This is a genomic window from Streptomyces tatrensis, from assembly GCF_049310065.1.
Taxonomy (GTDB): Bacteria; Actinomycetota; Actinomycetes; order Streptomycetales; family Streptomycetaceae; genus Streptomyces.
In genome coordinates, this window is the sequence record NZ_JBMDLB010000011.1 from 1,980,337 (window position 1) to 1,993,819 (window position 13,483).

Consider the following 13,483-nt stretch of genomic DNA (forward strand, 5'->3'; position numbering starts at 1 on the left):
CCGGCTGGGGGTCCCCCCGGACGGAGTCTGGGGGATGGCGGAAGGGCGGGTAGGGGACTTCGCTGCCCCGCGCAGCGGCCCGCACACGCCGAAGCGGGCGCGCTCCGGGATTTCCCGGTGCACGCCCGCTTCGGGGAAAGCAGGGTCAGACCACGATCAGCGCGTCCAGCGGCGCATCGCCCAGCACGGGCAGCAGCCGCTCACGCCCCGGCAGGAACGAGAGCTCCATCAGGACCGCGACCCCGGCGACCTCCGCCCCGGCCCGCCGGATCAGCTCCAGCGAGGCCGCGGCGGTACCACCGGTGGCCAGCACGTCGTCGATGACCATGACCCGGTCGTCGGCGCACAGCGCCTCCGCGTGGATCTCGATCTCCGCCGACCCGTACTCCAGGTCGTAGGACTGCAGGAGCGTCGCCCCGGGCAGCTTCCCGGCCTTGCGGACCGGCACGAAGCCGATGCCCGCCTGCACGGCCACCGGAGCCGCCAGGATGAATCCCCGCGCCTCCAGCCCGACGATCTTGGTCGCTCCGTACTGCCCGGCCAGGGCCACCAGCGCGTCCGTGAGGGCGCCGAACGCCTTCGGGTCGGCCAGCAGCGGGGTGATGTCCTTGAACATCACGCCCGGCTTCGGGTAGTCCGCCACGTCCGTGATCCGGCTGAGCAGCAGGTCCCGTACGCCGGAGGGAAGCTCCGCGGTCACCGGCGCCGTCCCGACCGGCCCTGCGCCACTACCTCGGGCGCACCTTCACTGCCGGCGTCGTCGGCCGATTCGCCCCTGGCCTCGGCGGACGCCCGCTTCGCGAGCACCCGCTTCTTCAGGGCCTTCATCGCCGGCTCGCGCTCCTTCAGGTCGACGACCAGCGGGGTCGCGATGAAGATCGACGAGTAGGCACCGGCCGCGAGGCCGACGAACAGCGACAGCGAGATGTCGTTCAGCATGCCGGCGTCGAGGATGCCGCCACCGATGAAGAGCAGCGCCCCGACCGGGAGCAGCGCCACGACGGTGGTGTTGATCGAGCGGACCAGGGTGCCGTTGATGCTGCGGTTGGCGATCTCGCTGTACGTGTAGCGGGTCTGCTTGGTGATGTCCTTCGACCCCTCCTTGAGACCGTCGAAGACGACGACGGTGTCGTAGAGGGAGTAACCGAGGATGGTCAGCAGACCGATGACCGTACCCGGGGTGACCTCGAAGCCGACCAGCGCGTACACGCCGACGGTGATCGTGAGGTCGTGGATCAGCGCGATGAGCGCCGCGACCGCCATCCGCCACTCGAAGGCGATGGCCAGGTAGATCACCACGAGGACCATGAAGACGCCGAGGCCGGTCCAGGCCTTGTTGGCGATCTGCTCGCCCCAGCTGGGGCCGACCAGGTCCGCGTTGATCTGCGCCGCGTCGACCTTGAGGTCGGTGGCGAGCTTGGCCTTCACGTCGGCCGCGGCATCGGTGCCCAGTTCCGAGATCTGGATGCGCAGGCCGCCGGTGCCGAGCTTCTGGACGATCGCGGCGTGGCCGGAGGCCTCTTCCGCGTCCTCGCGGGCCTGGGCCTCCGAGACGGAGGTCTTCGGGGTGGTGAAGACGGCACCGCCCTTGAACTCGATGCCCATGTTCAGGCCCGAGACGGCCACGGCCACGATCGCCGTGATGGTGATCAGGATGGAAACGCCGTACCAGACGAAGCGCTTGCCGACGAAGTCGTAGCCGACCTCACCCCGGTACAGCTTGGCGCCGAGATCTCCGAGCTTCGACATCTCTCACGCCTCCTTTGCGTCGACGGGAACGGAGACGGTCGCGGCGGCCGCGTCGGAGCCGGAACGACGCGAGCGTCGCAGCGGCGGCTTCGCGCCCAGTCGCTTCGGGTCCAGCCCGGACCACGGGTGACCGCTGGCGAAGAAGTTCGTACGGGCCAGCAGCGTCATGACGGGCTTCGTGAAGAGGAACACCACGACCACGTCGAGCAGGGTGGTCAGACCCAGGGTGAAGGCGAAGCCCTGCACCTTGCCGACGGTGACGATGAACAGCACCGCGGCGGCCAGGAACGACACGAAGTCGGAGACCAGGATCGTGCGACGGGCGCGCGGCCAGGCGCGCTCGACGGCCGGACGCAGGGTGCGGCCCTCGCGGATCTCGTCCCGGATGCGTTCGAAGTACACGATGAAGGAGTCGGCTGTGATGCCGATCGCGACGATCGCACCGCAGACGGCCGGCAGGTTCAGCGCGAAGCCGATGCCCTTACCCAGCAGCACCATGATCGTGTAGGTGAGGATGCCGGAGACGATGAGGCTGATGATGGCGACGAACGCCAGGCCCCGGTAGTACGCCAGCAGGTAGATCACCACGAGGGCGAGGCCGATGGCGCCGGCGATGAGGCCGGCCTTCAGCTGCTCGCCGCCGAGCGCGGCGGTGACGGTGGTGACGCTGTCCTCCTGGAAGGACAGCGGCAGGGCGCCGTACGAGAGCATGTTGCCCAGGTCCTGCGCGGACTGCTGGGTGAAGCCGCCGGAGATCTCGGCGTTGCCGCCGGTCAGCGCCTGGCTGACGGACGGGTCGGAGATGACCTCGCCGTCGAGCACGATGGCGAACTGGTTCTGCGGCTGCTGCTTGGCCGCGAGCTCACCGGTGATCTTGGCGAACTTGTCGGCACCGCTGTCGGTGAACTGCATCGTGACGATCCACATGCCGCGCTGCGGGTCGATGATGCCCTTGGCGTCCTTCACGTCCTGGCCGTTGACCTGCGCCGGACCGAGCACCCACTTGCCCCAGACGCCGTCGCGCTTGCCGCAGGCGAGCGTCGGGTCCTCGGGCTTGACGTTCTGCTTGACGGCGGTGCGCTGCGCCTCGTTGGTGCAGTCCAGCGCGGCGAACTTCGCCTGCAGGTCCGCGGCTGCGGCCTGGTCGGCGGTCGGCGCGGACGGCGACGTGGACGGGGTGGCCTTGTCGTCTGCCTTCTTCGACCCGCTCGCCGAGGGCGAGGGAGAGGGGGCGTTCGGGGCCTTGAGGGCCTCACTGACCGCACGGCCCTGGGAAGTGGCGCTGGACGACGGGGTGGGCGCACTGGCGGACGGACTGCCGGAGCCGCTCGGGGCGGCGCTCGGGGAGCCGCTCGCGTTGGCCTCGGGGGCTACCGGGGCACCGTCCGCCGTGGCGAGCACGGGGCGGAAGTACAGCTGGGCGGTGGTACCGACCTGCTCGCGCGCCTGCTGATCGTTCGTCCCCTTGGGGATGTTCACGATGATGTGGTCGCGGCCCTGGGTCTGGACCTCGGCCTCCGACACACCGAGACCGTTGACGCGGCGCTCGATGATGCCGACCGCCGTGTTCATGTTGGTCTCGTTGATCGCGTCCGGCTTGCCGGGCTCGCTCTTGGCCTTGAGCGTGATGCTCGTACCGCCGGCGAGGTCGATGCCGAGTCGCGGCGTCGTCTGCTTCGTGAGGAACATCCCCGCGGTGAGCGCCACCATCGCGATCAGGATGATGGCCAGGGCACGCCCCGGCCTCCCCTGAGCCCCCGTGGGCCGCCGGCCCTTCTTCGGTGCTGCCACCTTGTCGTATCTCCCTGTCCAACCGTCCCGCGCCGGGTCAGCGCGTGGACGGCCACCGAAATGTGTGTGGGGACCCCTGCCCCCCGCAGAAGGGTCACTGGCGGGGGCCGCCGGGGCTGCCGATCAGGCGCCCCGCACGGTCCCCGGCCCAGCGCTACTTCGCGCCGGCCTCGCCGTCGGTCTTGCCGTCCTTGGGCTCGTCGCCCTTGGGCTCGTCCGCCGCGGGCTCGTCGGCCTTGGGCTCGTCCTTCTTGCCCAGGTCGAGCTTGGGGGCCTCGTCCCCGGTCAGGGAGGACGCGTCGTCCGGGACGACCGGCGTGTCGATCGTCAGATCATCGGTGATGCCGTGGACGATGCGGTTGTACTCCTCGTCCTCCAGCACGGCGCCGATGGAGTTCTTCGCGTAGATCGCGTGAACGCCGGGGGCCACCTCGAGCGTGACGGTGTCCTCGCCGATCTCCTTCACCGTGGCGTACATGCCGCCGATGGTGCGGACGCCGGTGCCGGCGGTCAGCTGGTCGCGCATCTGCACGGCCGCCTGCTGCTTCTTCTTCTGGCTGCGGGTCAGCAGGAACATCGCCCCGATGATCAGCACGAACGGAAGGAGGGACATGATATTCAAGGGACGCAGGTCCTTCGCATCGACCGCACAAGCGCACGGCCTTTGTACGGGGGGTGGGTACGCCGACCGTAAGGGTCGGCATCGGCGGAGTCTAGGCGAGTCCACACCGATGGAACAACGCCCAGCATGTCACCGCAGTTCCTGAGGGGGCGAACGTCCGCGCCGTCAGGTCCCGAAGAGGCCCTGTTGTCCGCTTGATCCGTTCCCGCCCTGCTGTGGCGGAACAAGTCCCAGGTGAGCCCATGCGGCCGGGGTCGCGACCCGCCCCCGCGGAGTCCTGGCCAGGAGCCCCTCCCTGACGAGGAACGGCTCGGCCACCTCCTCCACAGTCTCCCGCTCCTCGCCCACGGCGACGGCGAGCGTGGACAGGCCCACGGGGCCCCCGCCGAAGAGCTTCAGGAGCGCCTCCAGGACGGCCCGGTCCAGCCGGTCGAGCCCGCGCTCGTCGACCTCGTAGACCTTCAGGGCGGTGCCGGCCACCTCCCGGTTGATCACGCCGTCGGCCCTGACCTGGGCGTAGTCGCGGACGCGGCGCAGCAGCCGGTTGGCGATACGGGGGGTTCCGCGCGAGCGGCCGGCGATCTCCGCGGCGCCGGCGGTGTCGATCTCCACGTCGAGGAGCCGGGCGGAGCGGTGGATGACGCGCTCCAGCTCCTCGGGGGCGTAGAACTCCATGTGCCCGGTGAAGCCGAAGCGGTCGCGCAGCGGGGGCGGGAGCAGGCCGGCCCGGGTCGTGGCCCCGACGAGGGTGAACGGGGGCAGTTCCAGCGGGATGGCGGTTGCTCCCGGGCCCTTGCCCACGATCACGTCGACGCGGAAGTCCTCCATGGCCATGTAGAGCATTTCCTCGGCGGGCCGGGACATGCGGTGGATCTCGTCGAGGAAGAGGACCTCGCCCTCCTGGAGGGAGGAGAGGATGGCGGCGAGGTCGCCCGCGTGCTGGATGGCGGGGCCGGAGGTGATCCGGATGGGCGCGCCCATCTCGGCCGCGATGATCATGGACAGGGTGGTCTTCCCCAGGCCCGGGGCGCCCGACAGCAGCACGTGATCGGCGGTGGCGCCGCGCTGGCGGGCCGCCTTCAGGACGAGGTCCAGCTGCTGGCGGACCTTCTCCTGCCCGACGAACTCACCGAGGTCCTTGGGTCGCAGGGCCGCCTCGACGGCAGTGTCCTCGCCGTCCGCCGCGGCTGCGACGATCCGGTCGTCGCTCTCGTCATCCCAGTTCACGGTGTCAGTCTGCCTTCTCGGGGTGAAGCGGTGGTCCGTCGTGTGCGGGCGGCCCTGCGGGGCATTCTCCCCGCCCCGCCCTTTCTCCGTTTCCCGGGCTCCGCCCGGACCCGCGCCTCAAACGCCGGCGGGGCTGGAATGTGCCCTGCGGGGCGGTCCCAGCCCACCGGGCACGCCCTGCGCTGCGGCGCATTGCGGCACATGCGGCCGGGCTTCGGCCACATTCAGCCCCGCCGGCGTTTGAGGCGCGGGGGTCCGGGGGCTGGTCCCCGGCAACGGCGCCGCACCTGTGTCAGCGGGCCCGGTTGAGGGACTGGAGGGCCGCCCTCAGGAGCTGCGGCACGGGGGCCGAACCGCCGGCGGCGATCGCGGCCTCCGCCTGCGGGGTCACCGCGGAGACCGCCTCGTCCGCGTCCCGGGGCGCGTAGCCGAGGCCGATCAGGGCGGCGGACAGCTGCTCCGACCACGGCGCCGGGCCGGAGGCCACCGCACGCTGCGCGCCGACCATCCCGCTCGACCCCAGCGGAGCGCCCAGCTTGTCCTTCAGGTCCAGCAGCAGCTTCTGCGCGCCCTTCTTCCCGATGCCGGAGACGGCCATCAGCGCCTTCTCGTCGCCCACGGAGACGGCGATGCGCAGCGCGTCCGGGGTGTGCACTCCGAGCATCGCCTGGGCGAGCTTCGGGCCGACCCCGCTCGCGGTCTGCAGGAGCTCGAAGACCTGGCGCTCGTCGTCGTCGGCGAAGCCGTACAGCGTCAGCGAGTCCTCCCGTACGACCAGCGACGTCGCCAGCCGGGCCGGTTCACCGGTCCGCAGGCCCGCGATGGTGTTCGGCGTGCAGTGCACGGCCATGCCCACTCCCCCGACCTCGACGACGGCCAGGGTGGGGGCGAGTGCGGCGACCGTGCCGCTGACGAAGGCGATCATGTGGTGCGGCCTTTCAGGGCGCTGGCATGCCGGTCGACGGCCTGCTGGAGGCGGTTCTGCGCGGGGGCGCGCCAGATGTGGCAGATGGCGAGGGCGAGGGCGTCCGCGGCGTCCGCGGGCTTGGGCGGGGCGGACAGCCGCAGCAGCCGGGTGACCATGGCTCCGACCTGAGCCTTGTCGGCGCGACCGCTGCCGGTGACGGCGGCCTTGACCTCGCTCGGGGTGTGCAGCGCGACCGGTATGCCGCGGCGCGCGGCGCACAGCATGGCGACGGCGCTCGCCTGGGCGGTGCCCATCACCGTGCTGACGTTGTGCTGGCTGAACACCCGCTCCACGGCGACGAATTCGGGCCGGTACTCGTCGAGCCACTCCTCGATGCCCTGCTCGATCGCGACGAGCCGGTGGCCCAACTCGGCGTCCGCGGGCGTCCGTACGACTCCCACGCCCAGCATCGTCAGGGGACGGCCCGCCACCCCCTCGACCACACCGACACCGCATCGGGTCAGGCCCGGGTCAACACCCAGTACGCGCACCCCGCCCCCTTCTTCGATCTCCTGTACGTGCAGCTTCGCAGGTTATCGGGCGGCACTGACAAAGCAGCGGGCCGACGGGGTGTGTCCCCGTCGGCCCGCTGTTCAAAGCCGTGCGTGGTCTACGCCCTTCAGGCGTCGACCTTCTCCATGACCTCGTCCGAGACGTCGAAGTTGGCGAAGACGTTCTGCACGTCGTCGCTGTCCTCCAGCGCGTCGATCAGCTTGAAGATCTTGCGCGCGCCCTCTTCGTCCAGCTCGACCTGCATGGTCGGCAGGAAGTTGGAGTCGGCCGAGTCGTAGTCGATGCCCGCCTGCTGGAGCGCGGTACGGACCGCGACCATGTCGGTGGCCTCGCTGATGATCTCGAACTGCTCGCCGAGGTCGTTGACCTCCTCGGCGCCCGCCTCCAGCACCGTCTCGAGCACGTCGTCCTCGGACAGCTCGCCCTTGGGCAGCAGGACGACGCCCTTGCGGTTGAAGAGGTACGAGACCGAGCCCGGGTCGGCCATCGAACCGCCGTTGCGGGTCATGGCGACCCGCACGTCGGACGCGGCACGGTTGCGGTTGTCGGTGAGGCACTCGATGAGCACCGCGACACCGTTGGGGCCGTAGCCTTCGTACATGATCGTCTCGTAGTCGGCGCCGCCGGCCTCGAGGCCGCCGCCGCGCTTGACCGCGGAGTCGATGTTCTTGTTCGGGACCGAGCTCTTCTTCGCCTTCTGGATGGCGTCGAAGAGGGTCGGGTTGCCATCGATGTCGGCGCCGCCCATACGGGCCGCGACCTCGATGTTCTTGATCAGCTTCGCGAAGAGCTTGCCGCGCTTGGCGTCAACCACGGCCTTCTTGTGCTTCGTCGTAGCCCATTTAGAGTGGCCGGACATCTGCCTGTCTCCTTCGCGTCACCAACAATGTTCGCCTCAGATCCTACCGGGACGCCGTTACAGCCCGGCGCGCACCATGTCGACGAAGTACGCGTGGACCCGGTCGTCGCCCGTGAGCTCCGGGTGGAAGGAGGTGGCGAGGACGTTGCCCTGGCGTACGGCGACGGTGTGGCCGTCGTACGTGGCGAGCACCTCGGCGGCTCCGCCGACGGACTCGACCCAGGGAGCGCGGATGAAGACGCCCTCGACGGGGCCGCCCTCGATGCCGGCGAAGTCGACCTGCGCCTCGAAGGACTCGTTCTGCCGGCCGAAGGCGTTGCGGCGCACGATCATGTCGATGCCGCCCAGGGTCTCCTGGTCCTCACGGCCGTCCAGCAGCTTGTCGGCGAGCATGATCATGCCGGCGCAGGTGCCGTAGACCGGCATCCCGGCCCGCACGCGCTCGCGCAGCGGCTCCAGCATGCCGAACAGCACGGCGAGCTTCGACATGGTCGTGGACTCGCCGCCGGGGATCACCAGGGCGTCGACCTCGGCGAGCTCCTCGGGACGCCGGACCGGCCTGGCCACGGCGTCAGCCGAGGCCAGGGCGATCAGGTGCTCCCGTACGTCGCCCTGGAGCGCCAGGACACCGATGACGGGGGTGTTCGTCATGGTGATGACTACCAGCCGCGGTTGGCGTAGCGCTCGGACTCGGGGAGGGTGTCGCAGTTGATGCCGACCATGGCCTCGCCCAGGTTGCGGGAGGCGTCCGCGATGATCTTCGGGTCGTCGTAGAAGGTGGTGGCCTTCACGATGGCGGCGGCGCGCTTGGCCGGGTCGCCCGACTTGAAGATGCCGGAGCCGACGAAGACGCCCTCGGCACCGAGCTGGCGCATCAGCGCGGCGTCGGCCGGGGTGGCGACGCCACCGGCGGAGAACAGCACGACCGGGAGCTTGCCGAGCTCGGCAACTTCCTTGACCAGCTCGTACGGGGCGCGCAGCTCCTTGGCCGCGGCGAACAGCTCGTTGTTGTCGTAGCCGCGCAGGCGGGCGATCTCGTTCTTGATCTGGCGCAGGTGGCGGACGGCCTCGACCACGTTGCCCGTGCCGGCCTCGCCCTTCGAGCGGATCATGGCCGCACCCTCGGCGATGCGGCGCAGGGCCTCGCCCAGGTTGGTGGCGCCACAGACGAAGGGGGTGGTGTACGCCCACTTGTCGGAGTGGTTGACCTCGTCGGCCGGGGTCAGGACCTCGGACTCGTCGATGTAGTCGACGCCGAGGGACTGGAGGACCTGGGCCTCGACGAAGTGGCCGATGCGGGACTTCGCCATGACCGGGATGGAGACGGCCTCGATGATCTCTTCGATCATGTTCGGGTCGGACATCCGGGCGACGCCGCCGTCCTTGCGGATGTCGGCGGGAACCCGCTCCAGGGCCATGACGGCCACGGCGCCGGCGTCCTCGGCGATCTTCGCCTGCTCGGCGTTGACCACATCCATGATCACGCCGCCCTTGAGCTGCTCGGCCATGCCGCGCTTGACGCGGGAGGTGCCGATCGCCGACTCGGCGGACTGCGGGGTGGAGGGAAGCGTGCTCACGGATTGACCTCACTCGAAAGGAAAGATTCAGGCGCTACTGGTGATCGCCGGGGCGACCTGGTGGTACTGGACCGAGGAAACCTTCTCGACCAGTCCACGGCAAGGGCCAATGTGCAGCCGGTGGCTCCTTGTGATTTGGCCATTGGGTACAAGTTAAGGCCGCTCGGCCAGATCCACCGGAGGCTCGTCGTCCATCTCGAAGGCCAGCGGGAACGGTGCGTGGCCCGCGAGCCGGAACCAGCGGACCTTCCGGTGCCGGCGCAGGGCCCTGGCCGCGCGTACGGAGTCGTTGAGGAACCGGCGTGCCATCGGCACCCGGCGGACCGCCGCGGCGAGCTCCTCGGTGGCCTCCGCGCCGCCCCGGGCGGCCTTGAGCGCGTCGACCTGCCCGACGTCGGCGAACACCGCCCGCAGTGCCTGGCTGAGCTCGCTCTCGGCTACCTCGCGGTGCTCCTCCTCCGCTTGGCGGGCGGCGTGCGCGGCCTCGTACAGGACGAGGGAGGAGGCGGGGTCCAGCACCCCGGAGGTCGCCACTTCCAGCACCACGGAGGCCCGGCGGACGAGCTGCGCGTCGAGACCGGCGCGGGCGGCGTCCATCCGGGAGTGCAGCCGGTCGAGCCGGCCGGCGGTCCAACTGAGGTAGACCCCGACGAGGCCGAGGCCGAGGGCAATCCAGACAAGGGTTTCGATCACGGGCCGCGACTCTACCTTTCGACGCGGAGCTCGCACCGCTCAGCGCTGGCGCGCTTCCCGGGCTTCGCCCCGCTGCGCCGGGCACCTTCTTGACGCGGAGCTCGCACCGCTGCGCGGGCTTCGCCCCGCTGCGCCGGACTCCGTCCGGCGGTGGTCGGGCGGGGGTTTGGCCACCGCCGCCTGTTGCCGGGGCCGGTGGGCGGGTGCGGGTGGGCTGCCCTGCGGGGCTGGGTCCCCTACCCGCCCTTCGCCCGTTCCCCGGGCTCCGCCCGGACCCGCGCCTCAAACGCCGGCGGGGCCAGAATTTCCCTCCGGGCAACCCAGCCTCGCCGCCGCGCCGCACGGTCAGGGCCGACTCCTGCCCGAATCCAGCCCCTCCGGCGTTTGAGGAGCGGGGGTCCGAGGGCTGGCCCCCGGAAACGGGTCCGGGGCGCAGCCCCGGGGAACGGGCGAAGGGCGGGTAGGGGACCTTTCGCCCCGCGCAGCGGCACACCCGCAGCCGGGGTCCCGTGGGGACGGGCCGCCGCGGCAGCACCCGGACCGGAGCCCGGACGGGGCCAGGGACCGGACCGGGCCGGGGTCCGGACAGGCCCGGACAGGCCCGGACCGGACCGGGCCCGGGCCGGACCGGGCCCGGAGGGGCTACGCGTCGCGGGAGAGGCCCAGGCGGGTGCGGAGCGGGATCCGCTCGTCCGCCGCCACCGCCGCCGCGCCGTCGGTCACCGTTTCGTAGACGGCCAGGATGTCCGCCGCCACCGTCGACCAGTCGAAGCGGCGTACGTGGGCCGAGCCGCGGGTGCTCAGTTCCGCGCGGCGGGCGGGGTCGCGCAGGAGGGCCACGGCCGAGGCCGCCAGGGAGTCGGGGTCCTCGTTCGAGAACAGCTCCCCCGCCGCCCCCTGGTCCAGGACCTGCGCGAAGGCGTCGAGGTCGGCCGCGAGGACGGCCGCCCGGGCCGAGAGCGCCTCGACCAGGATGATGCCGAAGCTCTCGCCGCCCGTGTTCGGGGCCACGTACACGTCGACGCTGCGCAGCAGCCGCGCCTTGTCCTCGTCCGAGACCATGCCGAGGAACTCGACCCGGGAGCGGAGTCCGGGCGGCAGGGAGGCGACCGCCTCCTCCTCGTCGCCGCGGCCCGCCACCAGGAGGCGTACGTCCGGGCACTGCTCCACGATGCGGGGGAAGGCCGCCATGAGGACCGGCAGGCCCTTGCGCGGTTCGTCGATCCGGCCGATGAAGCCGAGGGTCTGGCCCGACCAGGCCGGGTTCGGGTCGGCCTTGGCGAAGAAGTCCACGTCCACGCCGTTGGGGATGACCACGGCGTCCCCGCCGAGGTGCTCGACCAGCGTGCGCCGCGCGTACTCGCTCACCGCGATCCGGGCGCTGATCTTCTCCAGCGCCGGCTGCAGGATCGGGTACGCCGCGAGCATCGCCCGGGAGCGCGGGTTGGAGGTGTGGAAGGTGGCCACGATCGGGCCCTGCGCCGCCCAGCAGGTCAGCAGCCCGAGCGAGGGGGCCATCGGCTCGTGGATGTGGACCACGTCGAAGACCCCGTCGTGCAGCCAGCGCCGTACGCGGGCCGCCGACAGGAAGCCGAAGTTGAGCCGGGCCACCGAGCCGTTGTACGGCACCGGCACCGCCCGCCCCGCCGACACCACGTAGGGGGGCAGTCCGGTCTCGTCGTCCGACGGGGCCAGGACGGACACCTCGTGGCCGAGGCCGATCAGGTGTTCCGCCAGGTCCCGGATGTGGAACTGGACCCCGCCGGGCACGTCCCAGGAGTACGGGCAGACGATGCCGATCTTCACGCGGAGTGCTCCTCGGGCCGGCCGTCGGTGTCCAGATCGTCGAGCCAGAGCCGCTGGAGCATGTGCCAGTCCTGCGGGTGTTCGGCGATGCCCCCGGCGAAGGCGTCGGCGAGCGCCTGCGTCATGACGGCCGTCTTCTCCTGCCGGGTGCCGTTCCCGGGCACCTCCACCGGGGAGTGGATCCGGCCGTACATCTTCGGCGCGTCCCCGTAGTACAGGGTGGCCGGGAGCAGGACCGCGCCGGTCTGCTGGGCGAGCAGGGCGGGCCCGGCGGGCATCCGTGCGGCCGAGCCGAAGAAGTCCACTTCCACCCCGGAGGCCGACAGGTCCCGGTCCGCGACCAGGCAGACCAGCCCGCCGGAGCGCAGCCGCCGCGCGAGCGTGCCGAAGGCGGCGCCGCCGTTGTGCGGGAGCACCTCCATGCCCAGGCTCTCGCGGTAGGCGACGAAGCGGTCGTAGAGCGTCTCGGGCTTGAGCCGCTCGGCGACGGTGGTGAAGGGGACTCCGATGTGGGTGACGGCCCAGGCGCCGGCGAGGTCCCAGTTGGCCAGGTGCGGGAGGGCGACGATCACTCCGCGTCCGGAGGCCAGGGCCTCGCGCAGGATGTGGTCGTCCTTCATCTCCACGTCGGAGCTGAATCGTTCCTTGGCCATGGTCGGCAGGCGGAACGACTCCATCCAGTACCGCATGTAGGAGCGCATGCCCTCGTGCGACAGCTCGCGCAGCCGCTCGGGCGTCGCGTCCGGCACCACCCGGGCCAGGTTCGACTCCAGGCGCAGCACGCTCTTGCCGCGCCGCTTCCAGACGAAGTCCGCGATCCGCCGGCCGAGGGCCGCGGCGGCCGGCTCGGGCAGCTTCTTGACCCCGGCCCAGCCGAGCCCGTAGAGCCCGTCGACCAGCTTGTCCTGTGCCTTGCCCATCAGGGCGTACCGCCTTCGGAGGGAGCACCCGCGGCAGCGGCGGCGTCGGCCTCGGCCGATTCGCGCCGTACGGTCACCACGCGCTGGATCAGGGTCACGAGCGAGCCCGCCGCGACCACCCACAGCGCGATCGGCAGCAGCAGGCCGATCCACGAGGGGACGCCGAAGGTCTCCAGACCGGACAGGCCGGCGGCGACGAGCGTGATCACCAGGCGTTCGGCGCGCTCGATGAGCCCGTTGACGGCCACCGGCAGGCCGATCGACTCGCCGCGGGCCTTGGTGTACGAGACGACCTGGCCGCTGGCCAGGCAGAAGATGGCGACGGCGCAGAGCGCGTTGTTGTTCCCGGAACCCGCGTACCAGAGTGCGAGTCCGCCGAAGATCGCCGCGTCCGCCACCCGGTCGAGGGTGGAGTCGAGGAACGCGCCCCACCGGCTGGAGACGCCGGCCTGACGGGCCATGTTCCCGTCCACCAGGTCGGAGAAGACGAAGAGCGTGATGGTGATCGTGCCCCAGAAGAACTCGCCCATGGGGAAGAAGACCAGGGCTCCGGCCACCACTCCGGCCGTGCCGATGAGGGTGACCGCGTCGGGACTCACTCCCATCCGGAGCAGAAGAGCGGCGAATGGCGTGAGAACACGCGTGAAGAATGCACGCGCGTACTTGTTCAGCATGGCCTTCCCGGAGGGTCGCTGGGCCGCACGGCCACCACGGCCACCGGCTGGCCCATCGTAGCCAGGGCCCCGGGCCATCGGCGCC

Annotated in this window: 14 protein-coding genes; all 14 read right to left on the minus strand. The window is 71.1% G+C overall.

The window, feature by feature from the left end:
* Window positions 1-145: 145 nt before the first annotated feature.
* Window positions 146-700 carry an adenine phosphoribosyltransferase gene (locus ACODT5_RS24655; RefSeq protein ID WP_385377068.1) on the minus strand — a complete coding sequence of 185 codons (555 nt, stop codon included), beginning with the start codon at window positions 698-700 and terminating at the stop codon, window positions 146-148.
* Entirely contained in the window at window positions 697-1,749 is a 1,053-nt protein-coding gene (gene secF / locus ACODT5_RS24660) for a protein translocase subunit SecF (protein WP_422521454.1), read from the minus strand. Before secF ends, ACODT5_RS24655 begins: the two co-directional genes overlap by 4 nt.
* A 3-nt stretch (window positions 1,750-1,752) precedes the next feature.
* Window positions 1,753-3,540, minus strand: a complete 1,788-nt coding sequence (secD, locus tag ACODT5_RS24665) for a protein translocase subunit SecD (RefSeq protein ID WP_422521455.1) — start codon at window positions 3,538-3,540, stop codon at window positions 1,753-1,755.
* 154 nt (window positions 3,541-3,694) lie between these two features.
* Window positions 3,695-4,162, minus strand: a complete 468-nt coding sequence (yajC, locus tag ACODT5_RS24670; RefSeq protein WP_422521456.1) for a preprotein translocase subunit YajC — start codon at window positions 4,160-4,162, stop codon at window positions 3,695-3,697.
* Window positions 4,163-4,327: 165 nt separating this feature from the next.
* Window positions 4,328-5,389: a Holliday junction branch migration DNA helicase RuvB gene (ruvB, locus tag ACODT5_RS24675; protein ID WP_327251803.1), complete on the minus strand. Its 1,062-nt coding sequence runs from the start codon at window positions 5,387-5,389 to the stop codon at window positions 4,328-4,330.
* 292 nt (window positions 5,390-5,681) lie between these two features.
* Window positions 5,682-6,314 carry a Holliday junction branch migration protein RuvA gene (gene ruvA / locus ACODT5_RS24680; RefSeq protein ID WP_422521457.1) on the minus strand — a complete coding sequence of 211 codons (633 nt, stop codon included), beginning with the start codon at window positions 6,312-6,314 and terminating at the stop codon, window positions 5,682-5,684.
* Window positions 6,311-6,847 (minus strand): crossover junction endodeoxyribonuclease RuvC, encoded by a 537-nt coding sequence (gene ruvC, locus ACODT5_RS24685; RefSeq protein ID WP_422521458.1) that lies wholly within the window; start codon window positions 6,845-6,847, stop codon window positions 6,311-6,313. Before ruvC ends, ruvA begins: the two co-directional genes overlap by 4 nt.
* Before the next feature lie 128 nt (window positions 6,848-6,975).
* On the minus strand, window positions 6,976-7,728 hold the full coding sequence (locus ACODT5_RS24690) for a YebC/PmpR family DNA-binding transcriptional regulator (RefSeq protein WP_243334244.1): 753 nt from the start codon (window positions 7,726-7,728) through the stop codon (window positions 6,976-6,978).
* Between the two features lie 57 nt (window positions 7,729-7,785).
* Complete coding sequence (gene pdxT / locus ACODT5_RS24695) at window positions 7,786-8,379, minus strand: pyridoxal 5'-phosphate synthase glutaminase subunit PdxT (protein WP_266910345.1); 594 nt, start codon at window positions 8,377-8,379, stop codon at window positions 7,786-7,788.
* Between the two features lie 8 nt (window positions 8,380-8,387).
* A complete protein-coding gene (gene pdxS / locus ACODT5_RS24700; protein ID WP_112446777.1) occupies window positions 8,388-9,305 on the minus strand; it encodes a pyridoxal 5'-phosphate synthase lyase subunit PdxS in 918 nt (305 codons plus the stop codon).
* A 153-nt stretch (window positions 9,306-9,458) separates the two neighbouring features.
* Complete coding sequence (locus ACODT5_RS24705) at window positions 9,459-9,998, minus strand: hypothetical protein (protein ID WP_422521459.1); 540 nt, start codon at window positions 9,996-9,998, stop codon at window positions 9,459-9,461.
* A gap of 642 nt (window positions 9,999-10,640) precedes the next feature.
* Window positions 10,641-11,804, minus strand: coding sequence for a glycosyltransferase family 4 protein (locus tag ACODT5_RS24710; RefSeq protein ID WP_422521460.1), 1,164 nt, complete (start codon window positions 11,802-11,804; stop codon window positions 10,641-10,643).
* Window positions 11,801-12,724, minus strand: coding sequence for a phosphatidylinositol mannoside acyltransferase (locus ACODT5_RS24715; protein WP_422521461.1), 924 nt, complete (start codon window positions 12,722-12,724; stop codon window positions 11,801-11,803). Before ACODT5_RS24715 ends, ACODT5_RS24710 begins: the two co-directional genes overlap by 4 nt.
* Window positions 12,724-13,398 (minus strand): phosphatidylinositol phosphate synthase, encoded by a 675-nt coding sequence (gene pgsA, locus ACODT5_RS24720; protein WP_422521462.1) that lies wholly within the window; start codon window positions 13,396-13,398, stop codon window positions 12,724-12,726. The genes ACODT5_RS24715 and pgsA overlap by 1 nt, the downstream gene beginning before the upstream one ends.
* Window positions 13,399-13,483 lie beyond the last annotated feature (85 nt).